Below are 18,187 nucleotides of genomic sequence, written 5' to 3' on the forward strand. Positions count from 1 at the left end.
GATCTTGATCTTAGGCGCCCCGTCAAACACGCTGGGCGCCTAAGATCAAGATCACAAGCCAGATCAAAAGCAGGCTGATATCTACCTGATGCATGGAGATCAAACTGTGGGAGGGGACTTGCTCCCTCCCACACTTAACCGAGATCGACAGTAAGAACCCGGCCGGCTCCAGACCGCTGCTCTGGGCCGAGGGATCACTCAGATCTGCTTTTGCTCCACACCACTCAGGTCGGCTACCAGGCCGCCGTGCTCTTGCTTTTGATCTTGATCTTAGGCGCCCCGTCAAACACGCTGGCCGAACGCAGGCTTGAATCCGTGGGTAACCCGGCAGGACGCCGGGTTAGCCGCCCCGCGCCATGGATGGCGCGTGGCGGCGGCCCACGGATTCAAGCCGGAGTGAGGGCACACCGAGCCTAGGCGAGGTGCCGAGTGTTGGGGCGAAGCGTTTTTGGTTACTTTTGGCGCTCTTCCAAAAGTGACCCGCCGTAAGGGCGGAACCCATTTCAGCCGTTACCTAAACAACGGATATGTACCCCACCCACACCACCAACGTCGACAAAAGAGCACATCCTGCGATCAATACCATTGCTGTCTTTATCCAACTCAAGACCGAACACTACCGCAAAAAAACAGGGCGATCATTGATCGCCCCAAACGGTACATCGAGAGGTCCTTTCCAAAGCCTTACAAACTGATCTGCTGACGCTCCTCATCCGTCAACCGCGCCCGCGCCTGCTCACTCAGCGGCCCCGCGCCCAGCACCTGCACCGGGCTGCTGGGGTTGTACCCGGAAGTTTTCTGCGCCGGCTCCGGCTCACGCGGCAGCGGCTCACTGCCCAGGCTCAACACCTCAACCGTCATGATCGACGGCCGACCCTGCTTGGCCGCCGCCTGCTGACTGCGCGCCGCATCTTCCGCCGCCTGGGACGCCGCCGCCCCCGCCGCGCTGGCCGAGCTCATGGCCCCGGTGTTAACGGTGGCCGACACCGGTACCCCGGACGACTTGCCCTGGCTCTGGATGTTCGCCGCGTTCACCACCCGCAAGGCAGCGATGTTGACGTTACCCGACACCCGAATCCCCGCCTCCCCCGCATCGATGGTGCCCATCGGCGCGATCAGGTCGATATCCCCCGCCGGCACTTCCGGAATCGGGTTCAGCGTGGCGATCCCCGCACCGGTACTCGGTACCGACGGCGACAGGCCCACGTTGCCCCAGTTGTCATAGACGCGCTTGGGCGGCGTGTACACCACCGTGGTCTTGGAACCGCGCCCGGCGTTGATGTCGCCCTCGCTGGTCCAGGCCATGATCGATCCGCCGAAGGTGGTCATGATGCGGCTCTGGCCGAGCAGGATGCTGCCCAGGGAATACAGCTGAATATCCCCCGAACCCTGGGTGATCAGACCCGCTGTCGACGGTGGCGCAGCGCCTTCGATGCCGAACGTCTGGCGGCCACCCGGCGTGAGCATCTGGATCGAGCCACCGAAGTTGGTGTGCACGCCCGCGCCGCCGAACATCGTGATGTCGCCTTTGTAGGTGATCGGGTTGCCGGCCACGTCGGTCTCGGGGAACAACCGGGCAATCGCCGTACGGCCACGCACATAGCTACCCTGGCGCACACTGCCGTCCTGGTTGTACTCACGGCCGGCGGCCTTGAGTTCGGCGAAGTACACGTCACGGGCGAAGATCCGTTGTTGTTCGGCGGGCAGTGCGGCGTAGTAGGTACGGGCCTGTTCGCTGTCGCCGGCGAAGCCGAAGCGTTCGGTGAGCCAGGACACCAGTTCATTCTCGTAGGTCTTGGCGACCTTGCTGCCCTGCAACGACTCACCCGGTTGCGCCAGGTTGGCGGGGTTCAGGTAGGCCTCGACGAAGCGGCGGTAGTCCGGGCCGTTGGGGCCCATGCCGGCTTGCATGACGATGCTTGCGCCAGGGCGGCTGTCGCCGGCCGCGACAGCGCCCAGACTGTTCACCGCGACTTTGTCTTCCATCTGAATGTTGCGCCCCGCCGTCAGCTCCAGGGTACCGGGGCCGGCAACGTTAAAGCTGCTGTAGAGGATGTCGCGGCCAGCGCTGGCGATGGAGATATCGGTGGGGCTGTTGTGCACGAACAGGTTGCCGGTAAAGGTGTATTGACCCGTATCCGTGACACCTGCGCTGGCACCGCTCAAGCGCGTGCCGCTGCCGACAATATCGCGTCCGGCTTGCATCCATACCGGGCCTGCGCCTTCGTAAAAGGTTTGCCCGAACCGCGCGTCACCCACCCCCGTGATCGTGAGGGCGCGCCCACTGTTGACGCCCAGCAGGTCCCCACTCAGTGCATAGAAACGCGCGGGCTCCAGGGCATCACCCCAAGCCATGCTGGCGGTGTTGGGGCCAAAGGCAAACAGTGGAGAAACCGTTAAGGTTGCAATGTTGCCATCGCTGGAAAGATTGCCACTGCCCACTATTGCCGTTTTTTGATCAGTCAGGAAACCGGCGAAGGCCGGACGCAGAATAGTCGCCAGGCTATTGGGTGCCGCACTGGAGCGGCTGATCGTCAGATCGCCGCCTGAGATCGAATCACCGGCCAGCAATTCCAGTTGCCCATTGGACGAAGGTGCGAGCACCAACGCCCTGAGCGGCTGCACGTCGCCAGGATTACTGGTCGAGGCGCTGCCGTAATAGAGACTGCCGTTAGCAGCAACCGCACGCAATGTCGCGGGATAGACCGCCGCCATATCGGTTTCCAGGGTCTGGGTCAGGGGCGTGAGGTTGCCCCCGGCAGAGAACAGGTCCACTGCTGTGCGGTCGGTCCACAGGCTGAACCAGCTTTGCCCAATCCCGTTGACCCCCTTATTGACGTAGGTCAAGGCGTTCATCTGCGGCGCGCGCCCTGGGTCGGCGACGTCCTGCAACACCAGGTCGCCACGGGTGGACAGGCTGAAAGTGGCGTCGCCCGGCAATAGGCTCAAACCTCCCGCAGCAAAGGCCGAAGTGGCGCGCAACGGATCATAGGCGCGTACCTCACTGGGACTCTGGTCTTTGCGTTGATTGCCATACCGCAGCGTCAGACTGCCCAGGGCGCCGCCGGTCAATTGCACGTGCCCACGCAGGTTCACCAGTGCACCATTGAGGTGCTCTACAAAGGTCTGGCTGGCGGGGTTAACCGCTCCGCCGACCCGCAGGTTCAGATCACCGCCACCCGTCAGTTGCACACTGCCATCGGCCCCGACCCGACCGGTACTGCCGACTGCCAGTACCAGGCCTTGGCTGCGCCGACTGACGTTCAAAGCTGTTGACGAGACAGGGCTGATGAGTCCTGCATCGCCACCCACATCAACATTCAGGTTGCCGCCTCCCAGGGTGCCAAACCCGGTGAACCCGACCATCTGGTCCGCCCGGTCGGTAGCGACGTAGGAACCAAAATTGATCCACCAGGCGGTGGCTTGCGCCTGGCTCCCACTGAGCCCATTGCCCTGACGCCACAGCCAGTTGCCGACGTTGGCTGAATCCTGACCCTGGTCGCTCGGTACCGGACGACCAACGCCATTCTGCGCCGGGCTGGTGATATTACCCGTCAGGTTGCCGCCCACTTTAAGCAGCAAGTTGCCGCCCGTATCCGGGTACCAGGCACGGTACAGACTGCCGGTGTCTGCGTTGACCAGCTTTTCGTTGCCCCCGGCGTTAGCCAATACCTTGCCATTGCTGCCCAGGGCTCGCTTGAGGTTATACGGATCGTTGGTCGAGGTGCCGGTGGACGAGCTGCCTGCCGTGTAGACGCCGAACAGCGACTCCATGCTCAGGTTGCCGGCGGCCAGCAGGTCAAGGTCTGCAGCGCCAGTGCGGATTACGCTGAAGCGACTACTGCCGCCCACCAGCAGCGTATAGGCCTCACCACTGACAACGCAGTATTCCGGGAAGTCGTCACATACACCTGGGTATTGTATTGCGTCGAAATCAACCGGTTGGCCTACCATGCTGTCATCGCCGAACCACCCTCTAGAGCCCTCCTCGGTCCAGACCTGGGCTCCTTTCCCGAACGCCCCATAGTGACTGTCCGCCAATCGCAGATTGCCGCTTAGCGGATGCGGTTGCAGCAGGCGACTGTCCGCCGCCTCGGTATCGGCCCCCGCGACCAGGCGAATCGACCACGACTGCGCACCCTCCTCCAGCATGGGTGCAATTGCCCAGTTCTTGCCCGGATGGCCGGCGTCACGCAACGTCACCGACTCCACGCCGCCCGGCAGCTTCACGTCTGTCCCCGACGGCAACAGGGCGCCCCGGGGCAGCACTTGGCTGGCGGTCAGGGTCACCTTGGTGGCCAATGGCACGCCCTTGGGCCAGATCAAGCCGTCGACACTGGCTGACGTGCTCAACAAACTGCCGGCATCCAGGACACTGCCGATGGCGAGGGTCTGGCTCTGAGTCAGCAACGTGCCCGCCGCGAACAGCACATTGCCCGAGGCATCCCGAACAGCCGCCGCCAACACCGTACCCGCCGGGAGTACCAACGGTTGTTTGAGCGTAGCCGCGACGGGCAATCGGGTGCCCGGCGGCAAAAACAGGGGGTTGGTCAGTACATCGAAATTAAGCGCAGCGCCCGCGGGGAACACGGTGCCCACCTCCAGGGTCACGCCGCTGCCCGGTATCACCACGGTGCCGCCGGTGTAGTCGATACCGGCGCGCAGCACCCAGCCATTGTCATCGTCGGTGGTCGGTGGCGCGGCAAAGCCGTCGTTGATGCTGCCATAGATATTCAGGTCGCCACCGGCACGCAGGGTCAGGCTGCCGGACTCGGTCTTGGCCGTTGATTTGAGGCTGGCGTAGCGATAGCTGGAGAGGTCCAGATCGCCCTGCACTACCAGGTCGCCATCCGGGGTTTTGCTGATGATCTCTACGCCGGGGCGCAGGTGGAAAACATCGCCGTACGTGGCGTTGTTCAAGCCGGCAAGCTTCTGCAGCAAGTTGCTGTTAACACGCGCGGCGTTAATGAAATTCGTATTTGCTGGATCGACGATTTTCGTGAGGTAGTCCTGATCAATCACTTGGTACGGGCGCCCATTGGGCGTTTCATCGGTGTTGGTCGGGGCATCGTCGTAGGTTCTCATGCCATTGAGCGCAATCGAACGCGCGCCTTGGATAGTCAACTGCCCACGGGCGTCGATGGCGATGTCATTGCCGCCCACTCGCGGCGCGTTGAGTTCCAGCGTGCCACGGCTGCGCCCGTCATTGCCGGTCGCGGCAGCAGTACCGTGACGCAGGTCGATGCGCGCCCCCTCGGCCAGGGTCAGTTGGCCCAGGCCCGAGCCCAGCACCACGATGGCGCGGTTGGGCGAATCGATGATCTTGCCGTAGCTGTCTACCCGCAGTTGGCTGCCATGGGCATCGAGCACCGCCGTGCCGTCCAGGCTCAGGCCGTTCTTGGCCGCCAGGTTGATGCTGCCCACGCGCTCGCCGCTGGCATCCACCAGGCCGGTCACGCGCAGGCTGCCATTGTCGATCGAGACGTTGACGCTGTTGGCCTTGACGTCATTACCGATCGTCAGGTCGCCCTGCTTGAGCTGGAAGCTGCGCGCACCGTAGACCTGGCCCTGGTTGAGGCGTTGGTTGAGCGCTGCGAACTGGTCGCTGAGCGTACCGCTGCCGCCCAGGCGCTGGGCCTGGATCTCCACCGCACCCGCGAGGTAGGGCACCCGCGTGCCACCGGCATCGTAGTCACCGCTGCTGCCAGCGATGATCTTGCCTGCCAAGTCGACGATCCCCGCAGCGCCGTCCACCGCCACCGCGCGCAACTTGCCCGCCTGGTTGTGCTGCGCCGACAGGTCGATGGTCGAACCGGCGGCCTGCTGCACATTGCCGGCACGGCTTTCCAGCAACACCTCGCCGCCTGCGCTGTATTTGGTCAGGTCGTTGAAGGCAATGGCCCGGCCGGACACATCAATCGAGGCGGCATCGGTCAATACCACGTCGCCGCGCGCGCCCAAGGTCACCTTGCCGCTGGGCAGTACCACGGCAGTGGCCAGGCGAAGGCTATCGCCTTGCAGTGACAATTCGCCGCCGATACCGTCCACCTTGCCTACTGCGCCAGCCGAGGCGCTGACATCAATCGCGCCACCGGCGGTAATACGGTTGACCGAACCGGCTTCACCGGTCATCAGCGGCGTGAGGATATTCAGGTTGCCGCCGCTGTAGGCAAAGCCCTTGATCGCATCAAACGCGCCCTGGCTCTGGTACACCGAGAGGCTGCCCTTGTGGTTGGCGGTGATGCGCTCACTGGCAATGAGGTTGACGTTGGCAAAGCCCAAGGCGAGGCGGTCGAAGGTCTTGGTCGTGCTCGGCTGGGCAAAATCCCCATAGCCGAATTCGATACGCTCGGCATTGATGTCCAGGCGCCCGCTGCCGGTGCCAGCACCGCCGGTCACCGCCGCCACAGGCGGAGCGACGGCACCTTGCCAGATCAGGTTGGCGGTGTGGACAGTCGCCACGTCGTTCAAGCCGCCAGAGCCGTAGATCGCCGGCGTGGAGAGCATCAGGTTGCTCAGCATCGACTTGCCGGTCACGGCGTCATAAGTGTCCAGGGTGGTGGTGCCGTAGAAGTTAAAGCTGTCACGCGCTGACAGTTGCAGGGTTTCCAGGGCCGGGGCGCCGAATTGGGTGTCACCGCGCAGCAGGCGTTCCAGCACTTGCTGGTTGAGGGTCATGCCTACCGGCAGGCGATTGTTGGCGGCTGCAGCGGCCAGGGCTTCGGGACTGCCGACGTTGATGCTGGACACGCCCAGGTTCAGGTGACGGGTGCCATAGCGCACCTCATCGCCCATCTGCAGGGAGCTGTCGGTCAAGGTAACGATGCTGCCTTCGGAATACAGGGCTGTCTGGCCGCTGCAGGGCGCGCTGTTGCACACGCCTAACTGGATGCCCCCACTGATGACTTCGCCCAATGACGGCGCGGCGACTACGTTGAGCAAACCGTTGGACACCGCCAGCACATTGCTCAGGTTGTAGATAAAGCCGTCACGTGCGTCGTAGCTGGCCTTGCCCTGGCCTATCGTGTTGATCGAGGCGCCTTGTTCGAGCGTAATTTTTCCGGTGGAGGTCACCAGTAATACCTCCGGTGCCGCCAGGTTCGCGCCGTCGCGCAGGATGATGGAACTGGTGATACTGCTGGGGAGGTTGATGTAGTTGCCACCCTGGCCGTACGTGACATAGGTCATTCCACCGATCAGCAGGCGAGCCGCGCCCATTGCATTCAGGCTGTCCGCATCCACCGTAATGCCTTTGAAATTGGCGGTAGCCGCGTTGCCTGCCGCGACAATTTCGATGTCCCTTCCCAAGCTGCCCTTTTCTTCGTTTATCAGCGATACGGTACCGCCGTAACCGCCATCAGCGGCCTCGAAGCGGCCGATCCCCTGGAACGAAAAGGCATCCGCACCTGCGCCTGGCCGCAGGGCCAGTTGCAGGGTTTTGGCATCCACCGGCAGCAGTGCCCGAGGTATACCAAGCCTGGTGGCATCGGCCACGGCGAACTGTGCGTAGCCGGTTTCGTTGTATTGGGAGTAACGACGCAACATATCGGCCGACGTGAGAATCACCTGGCTGGCCGTGCTGTTGCTGATACCGGTATTGGCGATGGACAAGCGCCCTGCCGTGGCCCATGAGCCATTGCGCAATGCCTGGGTCGCACCGTCGGCGCCCATCCCGGCCAGGCCGTTGATCTCCAGCCGGAAAGCCCCAGGCATCAACGCATAGGTGGACGGCATCAGGGTATAGGTGCCGGCCGCCAGGCCCGGCACGCCGGCGCCGATTGTGATCTGCTGGCCGATCAACGGATCGACCGCGCCACCTTCCGGCGCCACCGGGGCATAGCCCGGTTGCACGCCCGGCACAATCGCATAGATCGGGTTGGTGCTCAGACCCGGCAGTACAAACCCGCCGTTCGCACCGAACTGTACCAGTGGGTTGTAACGTGCATCCGTAGACCCCCCGCGCCCGGAAATAAATCCAGCGCCGAGCAGTTCACCACCGCCGGACAGATCCAACGTCGCCTGCGGCAGCACCTCCACCGCCTGGCCACCGAGAATCACCCCGACGTTCAGACTGCCTGCAACGTTGCCGCCACCTTGGCCTATAAACGTTACTGTCTTGCCGTTGTACTTGTAGATCTGCCCATCCACGGTCCCGCCGTAAGGCAATACCAGGCCCTTGCCACTCACCGACGTGAGGCTGCCCGGCAGCAGTTGCACGTCTGTAGAACCCAGGTTGCCGATCTCGATCAGCCCCAGGGGCGCACGCACCACCCCGCCCTGCTTGATGGTCGGCCCGCCCAATTGCAGACGACCAAAGACCGAGTAAGGCATGGCGGCATTGCTATTGGCGGTGCGTGCGATGGTCAGGGTGCGTGTCGGATCATAATTGAAGCCTGTGCCATTGCTGGCAGCATTATTCACATAGCCCGCCAGTACCCGGGCGCCGACTTCAGTCGCCGGATACAACTGCGCCGCACGCAGGGTCATGTCACCACCGGTCACTAATTGCGTGCTGATGCCCTGGGCAATCACATCCGCACCGGCCCCCGCCAGGAAGCGCAAGTCGCCCTGGCTGGTCAGTTGCACATCATCAAACCCACGCCGTTCAAGGCTGGCCTGGCTGTTGTCGGGCCGCAACAGATAGCTCTTGTTGCCGAACACCACATTGCCACGCACGTCGATCAGGTTGGCGTTGGCGTTGAACTGCGCCGTGGTGGCCAGCACTGATGGATTGGGCAAAACCGGCACTGCACGGGTGTAGGCCTCCTTGCCGGTTTCTGCGGGCGCGAGCAGGCCGGCCAACAGCAGGTACGGCGCTGACAGGTTGACCCGAGAATTGGCCGCGGCGCTTTCACTGAGGTTATAGCTGCCACCGTACAGGCGCAGGCTCTGGCCCATGTTCAACGACACATCACCGTCAAAACTCAGCAAGCCGTTGCTGAGCAGCGCAAGATTGTCAAAGCCGCCGGCGGTGACCTGGTCCACCCCGAGATGGCCATGGCCGTATTCCAGGTTGGCGTTCGGGCTGGTTTGATGGGTCTGGCTGAGCACCAGTTCACGTACGTTGAGCACACTGTCGTTGACGCCGGCCTTGAGGTAATACGGGCTTTCCAGCGCAAGGGCCAAGCTGCCGCCCGCCGCCCCCGCCCCGCCCGCACGGGCAACGAAGCTGCCGTCCAGGTACAGGCCGTTGTTCGACGCAAAGCTGATACTGCCGCCATTGCTGGATACCGGCACACGGCCCTGACCGGGCACGTCGAGCATCGCCTGGGCACCGGACGCGTCCAGGCGCGCGCCCTCACGGACCACCACAAACACATCGCCGGCACTGGCAATGCCGGTGGCGAGGTTGATATCGCCGCCAATGCTGATCTTGCCGCCATTGAGGACCTGGCCGTACACGTTGCCCCGATTGCTCACCGCCGTGACCGCTCGCGATGCAACGTCAATCAGCGCATTTTCTCCCACCCAGATCGAGCGGTCATGGCCAGCCGCAATCGGCTGTTCCCAGGCCTGTGGCGACACGCTCAGGCCGCCCAGGCTGACACTGCCACCCCAGGCATTCAGGCTGCCGTTCAGGGTCAACTGGCCAACGCTGCGCAGGTTGATGCCCTGGCCGGGGTCGACATTGATCACCGCGCCCTGGCCCACGGTCAGGGCAGTGGTCGCCAGTTGTGCGGCGGTGGAGTCCTTGGAGCCAGCCGTCAACGTGAGGCTGGCACCGCGACGCTGGGTCAGGACGCCTTGGGTCGGGTTTTCCTGGTAGAGCGCTGGCGTCCAGCGTTCCAGTGCGGTGGCGGGGTCGCTGCCACTCGACGCAGCCAGTGTCTGCTCGCCCACGCGGTAGACCGGCGTGGTGACATCCACCTGGGTGCCGTCCGTGACCAGCAGCCCTTCGTTGCCGGTGATGTCATAGGCCGAGAAGCCCTTATTGAAGAAATCGCCCGCCAGTTGCACGGTGCCCGCGTCGGGCGCCGTGGCGCGGGTGCCGATCTGTACCTTGCGCGCCTGCAACGCCAGGGTGCCGCCACCGCTGACGCCATAGCCGCGAATCTCGCCGTCCAGCCCGAGGCTACTGAGGGACGCCAAGGTCACATCGCCGCCCTTGCCACCGATAAGCTTGCCATCCAGGCCGAGGATGCCGCCGGAGGATGCATCCACCACACTGCCGGCCGCCAGGTTCACGTTGCCGGTGCTGCGCAACGACACCTTGCCGCCGTTCACATAAGCCACGCCGCTGTTGTTGGTCGGTTCCAGCAGCAGGTTGCTCCAGCGCCCAGTGGTGTCCAGCTTGACCCCGGAGGCCAGGTTGACGCCGCCATTCCCCGCCACGATTGCATCGAGGACAGTGCCTTTGAGCGGATCGACCTGGTTGAGGATGTTACCGGCATTGATGCTGCCGCCGTGGGCGGTGAGATTGGCATTGATATTGACCCCAGGCCCGAACAGGGTGATATCACCACCGTCCGCCACCTGGAGTGCGCCGTTGACCGTGATCTGCCGGGTGGCCCCGACCTTGATCGCGCCCAGCTCATAGCCATTGAGCTGATCACTGTCGAGCACCATCTTGCCCTGGCGATCCGCCGGCAAGGCGGTGGTGAGGTCCAGGCCGTCGGCGATTTTCTGCGTGTTGCTGTCGATCAGTACCTGGTCGGCGTTGCCGGTCAGGGCATACCGCAGGGTACCGGTGGTCTTGTTGTAGACCGGCGTGTACCCGCCAATGATCAACTGCGCGCGCTGGGCCAAGGCCTTCTGCGACTGTTGGTAGCCGTCGAGGTTGATGTTCGGGGCCTGGGGCTGGCGGGTGCCCTGGAACACGTCGCTGATCACCTGGCCTTCGAGCACTGCGCTGGTGGTGCCGATCACCAGCTTGCCGGCATCACGGCCGACGGTGTAACCGCTCTCGTAACGGCGTTGCTTGGCGATCATCGGGTTGTAGTAGTAATCGGTCTGGCCCCAGCGCTTGCTGGTGTCTTCGTAGCCCTTGTAGAACCCGGAATAGAGAATATCGCCCGGCGCATTGGACAGCTCATACAAGCGCCCGTCCGGGCCTTTGAGCCAGGTCTGCTGGATATACCCGGCCTGCACATCCACGGTGCCGCCCGACAGGTTGATCTGCGCGCCCTGCTGGGTCACGACATCCTTGCCGGTAAAGGTCACGGTGCCGCCCTGGGCCATCCACTCGCCCACCGAGTGACCCTGGGTGCCGAGGTAACCGCCCACCTCCAGCAAGCCGCCGGCGGTGTACCAGCGGTCCGTTGCGTAACCGTTGGTACCGGCCGGCACAAACACCAGCTCACGCAGGTCGACCCACACGTCATTGTTGATCAACTGGCCGCCGTCACGGTTGACCGGCGCATCGCGCTGCTCGTTGCCCTGCACGTTGATCTTGATGTTGTTGGACTCCATCGACACCCTGACGCCGATGGCACCAGACACGTCGATCATCGCCCCATCACGCACCAGGCTGCGCCCGGCCGCGCTGACCGCCACCTGCCCGCCCGTGGCCAGGGTGGTCGAGCCTTTCTGGAAGTCCACGGTGCCGCCGCTGACGATCTCGATACGCGACTGGTCGGTGCGGTCGGCCACGGCGCTGAGGTTGTTGAACGTGCCGGTAATCAGGTTGGCGGGGGTGCCGTCAAGCTTGATCAGGCCGTTGCCCTTTTGGCTGTTCAGCGCGGTACTGCCGCTGCTGTCCAGCAGGATCGCGGTGGTGCTGCCTTCGCCCAGGGTCACGCTGCCGGTGCTGTCGCTGGCAGCGTTGAGCAAGTGAATGGTGCCGCGGGTGTCCACCGACGTGCTGGCCAGCGCAACGCCGTTTTGCTGCACCTGATGCCCGGTCAGGGTGATGTCGCCGGTAGAGGCCATGATCAGGCCGCTGTTGGTGACCTTGCCGGCGCTGCTGCCGGCGTTGAGGCTGGTTGCCACTTCGTTGCCACGGGTAGTGGAACGATCGTTGCCGGTGGTGCCCACGCCCTTGCGGATGTAGAAGCTGTCGCCGGCCGCCAGGGTGGCCTGGCCCTTGGCAGTAGTGATCGTGCCGGCGTTTTCCACTTCCGAACCGAGCAGCAGGGCGTAGCCGCCCGAATCGGTGGAGGTCGCCGGGTTGTGGGTCTGGATCAATGCACCGCGCTGCACCTGGACCTTGCCCGCTGCGTCGGTAAAGGTCGGCTGGGAGCCCGTGCCATCGACATAAATCCCGCGCTGGGTGAACTGCTCATCGGTGATGTTCGCGGCGGCGGCCACCAGGTTACGTACGTTGACCTGGCTGGTGCCACTGAAGACCACACCGTTGCGGTTCACGATCATCACCGTACCGGCGCCATTGATCTGGCCCTGGATCTCACTGGGCCGCGCATTGGGGTCGTTGACGCGGTTGAGCACGGCCCAGCTGGACTGCTGCTGGAAATCCACGGTGGTGTTGCGCCCGACGTTGAAGGTCTCCCAGTTGAGGATCGCCTTGTCGGCGGTCTGCTCGATGGTCACCGTGGTCTTGCCGCCGGACTGGCTCTGGGTCGGGTTCTTGGCGTTGATCCAGCCCTGGGTCAGGCTGTTGTCGACCTGCAGGCCGCCCTTGCCCAGGCCATCCGGAATCGTCGAGACCTGGCCGAACGCCGCCTGGCGTCCCGCCGCTTGCGCGGCCTGCTGCGCGGCAATCGCCGCCACACTGGTGTTCAGCGTACTGATGGAGCGCGCCAACTGCTGGTTGACCCGCGCTTGCTCGTTCAGCGACGGAATCCCCGGCACCTGCCCGGCACTGAGCCGCGCCGCCGTTGCCGCCTGGGTCGCGCCTTTTTCGGCAAACCAACTGGAACTGAACGCCGTGGCTGCATGGGCATTACCGGCCACCATCAACAAGGCAATGGCCTGAGCCAGGGGCTTGAGGCGCAGCACGGTTTCTTGGGCTTTCAGGTTGACCGGTGATTTGCAGCGGACCATCGGGGTTCTTCCTTCTTTGTTATCACGCAGGGAGCAAGACAGGCTCACGTATGAGGGTTAGGCGGTTGGCGAGGGGCGCGACTGAACTTCTGTCATGCAAAGTTCATATAGGGCTGGTAACGGGTCGAAAAACCGCACAAACGCAAAAATCAGCAACGGCACGGGCCGTTGCTGATCAGGGGGTGCAGGTCGTTGAAAGCGTGGGTTACAGCGGACGACCGATACCGTTGCAGACGTTGGTGTTGCCGATGCTCAGGGCGTTGCTCGCGGTCAGGAAACTGGCGCGAACGGTGGCTTTCCAAGCGGTTGGCAGTGGAACGAAAGCGTTGGCGGTGATGGCTGCATCGTTGTTGTTGGAGGCGCCGTAGTGCTTGGTGAAGAAATCACGCACTTGGGTGGTCTGGGTCGCGTCGGCGTAGCACTGGCTGAAGATCAGGTTGGTAAAGCCCAGGATCGGGTAGCCCGAGGTTGGGTAAGGCTGTACACCGGCGGTGTTGTCCGGACCGAAGACTGGAACCCAAGCGTCCGGGTTGGAACGATCAGCGGCAGCCGGTACCGGTACTGCGCCGATAGCGGCAGACACGTTGGCGGCGGCAGGCGAAACGCCCTGGGTGTTAGTGGCGACGTTTTTGCCCACGCGAGCCACTTTGGTAGCGTCGTCCAGACCGGCCAATGTAGGGGCGGCGAAGTCAGGGCTCATGTAGGTGATGCGGCCATCGCCGGCGGCCAGGGCAGTCATTACACCTTGGCTGCCAGTAGCAGCAACGGCGCCGGCAGGCAAGCCACCGGAGAAGCTGGTGCCGAAGGTGGTGGTGACGGCGAAGTTGCCTGTTTCTGCGTTGCACTTGGCATTGAGGAAACGGGTGAACAGTTCAGTGGTACCACTGCTTTCGCTGCGATAAACCACAACGATCGGACCGGTACGGCCAGAACCGGAAATACCGTCCCAGGTATTGATACGGCCCGAGAACACGCCGCACAACTCTTGAACGCTCAGGTCTACAGCGGCGGAACCGCTTTTATTGAAAGGAATGGCAACCGAAGTCCCCACCGATGGCACCTGGATCAACTTGCCCCAGGTCGGTTGCTTGGCAGAAGCGTAGGTCGACAACTCAGTGGCGCTCAGCTTGGAGTCGCTGCCCGCCCAGTGCACGTTCTTGTTCGTCACGCCAGCCTGGAACTTGGTGTAGTCGTTGTTCAGGAAGGCTGCCTTGCCGTTACCGCTGCCGACACCAATGTACTGGGCGAAACCGGCAGTCAACACGCCGGAGGTCTGGTACAGCGCTTGTGGCAGGGTGGCACCACCGCCGTTGATGTCAGCCATTGCAGCCTGTGCCGAGCACAGTGCAGCGAGGGTCATGGATACCGCGAGAACGTTGCGCTTAAACATGAAGAATCTCCTTTCGTCGTGTTTGTACGTTGGGGTAGATGGCTCTTGCATGACGCCATGGCTTCGGTCCCAAGCCGGTTTGCGGGGGTGGCGAGGGGTGAGGCCATGGATAGGAAATTTCGCAGCTTCCGATGACAGCAAAAGGAAAAAACCTCGGGAGGAAGGGCTTGATTTTTAAAAAGATTCTCGGGTGTTTTGGTCATGGTTTTGAGCGGTTTGGAGGGAAGTGACAGCGAGGTTTCAGCCTGCGGGCCTGGAGGCCGCGTAGGGGGCGAGATGTGACGGAATGAGGAACCCGAGAACGCTGAAGAACCAATGGGGCTGCTTCGCAGCCCAGCGCGGGGCAAGCCCGCTCACCACAGGAAGCTCTCTCACCACAGGAAGCTTGCTCACCACAGGAAGTCCGCGCACCACAGGCAGCTCGCTGCGGTATTTGGAGGGGGTCCGGTCAGTGCGCTAAGTGACCAGTTGGTTGATCTCGATGATCGGCAACAACACCGCCATGACGATCACCAGCACCACGGCGCCCATCACCACGATCATCAGCGGCTCCAGCAACGCGGTCATGCCCATGGCGCGGCGTTCGATGTCCCGCGACAGCGTCTGCGCCGCGCGCTCGAGCATGGGCGGCAGCGAGCCGGTTTTTTCGCCGCTGGCGATCAGGTGGATCAGCACCGGCGGGAACACCTTTTCTACCGCCAGTGCCGGGGCCAGGTTGACACCTTCGCGCACCTTGGCGGTGGCGTCGTTGACGCACTGGCTCAGGCGATCATTGGACAGGGTCTGCCGCGCCGCTTCCAGGGCACGCAACAGCGGCACGCCGGCCCCGCCGAGAATCGCCAGGGTCGAGGCAAACCGCGCGGTGTTCAGGCCCAGCACAAAACGCCCAATCAGCGGCAGGCGCAAGACGCGGCTATGCCAATTCAAACGCGCCACCGGGTTGCGCAAATACAGGCGCCAACTCCAGAAACCGCCGACGATCCCGGCGAAACACAGCCAACCCCAGGCGCGGATAAAGTCACTGGCGTTGAGCATCGCCAGGGTCAGCCCGGGCAGGTCCTGGCGCGCCTGGGAAAACGCGCTGACCACCTGGGGCACCACGTAGCTCAACAGGAAAATCACAATGCCGATGGACACCAGTCCCACTACACCGGGGTAAATAAACGCGGTGAGGATCTTGCCGCGCAGGTTGTTGCGCTCCTCGATGTAATCGGCCAGGCGCTCCATCACCTGGGCCAGGTCGCCGGACTCCTCCCCCGCCGCGATCAGCGCGCGGTAGATCGACGGAAAATCCCGTGGCCGCGCCGCCAACGCCTCCGCCAGGCGCATGCCGCCACGCACATCGGCGCGCACACCGGCGAGGGTCTGGGCGATGTGTTTTTTCTCGGCCTGCTCCACCGTGGCGCTCAACGCCGCCTCCAACGGCAGGCTGGCGCCCAGCAGGCTCGCCAGTTGCCGCGTGGCCCAGGCCAAATCATTGTCTGAGAGTTTGGCAGTGAACAGGCTGCTGCCCGCCGCCGCTGGCTGGCCGCCTTCGATCTGCACCAGCAACGCGGTCAAACCCCGGCTGCGCAAACTGGCGAAGGCCGCACTCTGGCTGTCGGCCTCCACATGCCCGGCCTCGACTTTGCCGCTGGCATCGGCGGCTTCATAGCGATAGCGATTCATCAGGCGTCCCGTGTCACGCGCAGGATTTCTTCGGGCGCGGTGGCACCGCTGCGCACCCAGCGTTCGCCGTCTTCACGCATGCTGAACATCCCGGCGCGGCGTGCGGCCAGGCGCAAGTCCTGCTCGTTGGCGCCCTGGTGGATCAGGCTGCGCACATCGTCGTCGACGCAAAACAATTCATGGATACCGGTACGCCCGCTGTAGCCGATCTGGTTGCACTGCGCACACCCCACCGGGCGCCAGGTGCCGGGCGCCGCAGGGTCCTCCTGCTTGCAGTGCGGGCACAGGCGGCGCACCAGGCGCTGGGCCAACACGCCGAGCAATGACGAAGCCAACAGAAACGGTTCAACGCCCATATCGATCAAGCGATTGACCGCCGACACCGCATCGTTGGTGTGCAAGGTCGCCAGCACCAGGTGACCGGTGAGCGAAGCCTGCACGGCGATTTGTGCGGTCTCCAGGTCACGGATTTCACCGATCATGATGATGTCGGGGTCCTGGCGCAGGATCGCGCGCAGGGCCAGGCCGAAGGTCATGTCGATCTTGGCGTTGACCTGGATCTGGCTGATGCCCGGCAGGTCGTACTCCACCGGGTCTTCCACGGTGAGGATATTGCTGGTGCTCGCGTCCAGCCGTGCCAAGGCGGCGTACAGGCTGGTGGTCTTGCCGCTGCCGGTAGGGCCGGTGACCAGCACGATGCCGTGGGGCTGGCGGATCAGCGTATCCAGGCGCGCCAGCAACTGCGCCTCCATGCCCAGGGTTTCCAGCTGCAAGCGCCCGGCTTGTTTGTCCAGCAGCCGCATGACGACTCGTTCGCCATGCCCGGTGGGCACGGTCGACACCCGAATGTCGATGGGCCGCCCGGCCACACGCAGTGCAATACGCCCATCCTGGGGCAGGCGTTTTTCGGCGATATCGAGCTGGGCCATGATCTTGATTCGCGACACCAGCGCGCCATGCAAGGCCTTGCGGGGTGAGACCACGTCCCGCAGGGTGCCGTCGACGCGGTAGCGCACCACGGAGTGGGTTTCGTAGGGTTCGATGTGGATGTCGCTGGCCTCATCGCGGGCGGCCTGGGTGAGCAACGCGTTGATCATGCGGATCACCGGGGCGCCGTCCTGGGTGTCGAGCAGGTCGGTGATTTCGGGCATGTCTTGCATGAGGCGGTCGAGGTCGACCTCGTTTTCGGCGGCGCCCACCACGGCGGCGGCGCTGCCGGTGTCGGCGTAGGCGCTGGCCAGGAGGCCGTCGAGTTCGTCATCGCGTATCTGCTCAACCTGCGACTGACCGAACTGGCGCTGCACCTCGCTGATCGACCAGCCGGGGGTTGAGGGGCAGACGGTCAGCAGCATGCCGTTCTCGCCGGGGCGCAGGAGGATGCGTTGGGATTTGGCCCAGGCGTAGGGGAGCAGGCTCATTGGGTTGGGCCTTTTTTTGGGTGTACATATCCGTTTTTTAGGTGATGGCTGATAGGGGTTCCGCCCTTACGGCGGCTCACTTTTGAAAAGCGCAAAAGTAAGCAAAACGCTCTTGCCCCAACACTCGGCACCTCGCTCACGCTCGGTGTGCCCGTAATCCGACAGGAATTTGGGGGGCCGCCGCCACGCGCCATCCATGGCGCGGGGCGGCTAAACCGGCATCCCTGCCGGTTTACCCCCCAAATCCCTGCCGAATTCCGGCCAGCGTGTTTGACGGGGCGCTTGAGATCAAGATCAAAAGCAAAAGCACAGCGGCCTGACAGCCGGCTTGAGTGGTGTGAAGCAAAGGCAAAGGCAAAGGCAAAGGCAAAGGCAAAGGCAAAGGCAAAGGCAAACGCGGCGGCCTTAAGGCCGACCAGTATTGAGAGCCGATCTCGGTTCAAATGTGGGAGCTGGCTTGCCTGCTTTTGATCCAACCACTCAGGTCGGCTGTCAGGCCGCCGTGCTCTTGCTCTTGCTCTTGCTTTTGATCTTAGGCGCCCCGTAAAACCACGCTGGCCGAACGCAGGCTTTGGAGCGTGGGTAACCCGGCAGGACGCCGGGTTAGCCGCGCTGGGCCAAGGATGGCCCATCGCGGCGGCCCACGCTCCAAAGCCGGAGTGAGGGCACACCGAGCCCAGGCGAGGTGCCGAGTGGTGGGGCGAGGACCTTTTGGTTACTTTTGGGTCCTTCCAAAAGTGACCCGCTGTAAGAGCGGAACCATAGGTAGCCA

4 protein-coding genes are annotated in these 18,187 nt (G+C 63.4%); all 4 read right to left on the bottom strand.

The window, feature by feature from the left end:
* Positions 1-684: 684 nt before the first annotated feature.
* The 4 genes from QCBJ_RS08860 to gspE all read right to left on the bottom strand — a co-directional run bounded on the left by QCBJ_RS08860 (position 685) and on the right by gspE (position 17,415).
* Positions 685-12,939 (bottom strand): filamentous haemagglutinin family protein, encoded by a 12,255-nt coding sequence (locus QCBJ_RS08860; protein ID WP_102060601.1) that lies wholly within the window; start codon positions 12,937-12,939, stop codon positions 685-687.
* 205 nt (positions 12,940-13,144) lie between these two features.
* On the bottom strand, positions 13,145-14,329 hold the full coding sequence (locus QCBJ_RS08865) for a substrate-binding domain-containing protein (protein WP_012723648.1): 1,185 nt from the start codon (positions 14,327-14,329) through the stop codon (positions 13,145-13,147).
* A gap of 456 nt (positions 14,330-14,785) precedes the next feature.
* A complete protein-coding gene (gene gspF, locus QCBJ_RS08870; RefSeq protein ID WP_012723647.1) occupies positions 14,786-15,997 on the bottom strand; it encodes a type II secretion system inner membrane protein GspF in 1,212 nt (403 codons plus the stop codon).
* Positions 15,997-17,415 carry a type II secretion system ATPase GspE gene (gene gspE / locus QCBJ_RS08875; RefSeq protein ID WP_012723646.1) on the bottom strand — a complete coding sequence of 473 codons (1,419 nt, stop codon included), beginning with the start codon at positions 17,413-17,415 and terminating at the stop codon, positions 15,997-15,999. The genes gspF and gspE overlap by 1 nt, the downstream gene beginning before the upstream one ends.
* Positions 17,416-18,187: the final 772 nt, after the last annotated feature.

The organism is Pseudomonas sp. QC2, from assembly GCF_002859085.1.
In the GTDB taxonomy this organism is placed as follows: Bacteria; Pseudomonadota; Gammaproteobacteria; order Pseudomonadales; family Pseudomonadaceae; genus Aquipseudomonas; species Aquipseudomonas petroselini.

Bases quoted from the DNA above. Each gene is read 5' to 3' on its own strand.
- QCBJ_RS08860 (WP_102060601.1), bottom strand. From the start codon at position 12,939: ATGGTCCGCTGCAAATCACCGGTCAACCTGAAAGCCCAAGAAACCGTG.
- gspE (WP_012723646.1), bottom strand. From the start codon at position 17,415: ATGAGCCTGCTCCCCTACGCCTGGGCCAAATCCCAACGCATCCTCCTG.
- QCBJ_RS08865 (WP_012723648.1), bottom strand. From the start codon at position 14,329: ATGTTTAAGCGCAACGTTCTCGCGGTATCCATGACCCTCGCTGCACTG.
- gspF (WP_012723647.1), bottom strand. From the start codon at position 15,997: ATGAATCGCTATCGCTATGAAGCCGCCGATGCCAGCGGCAAAGTCGAG.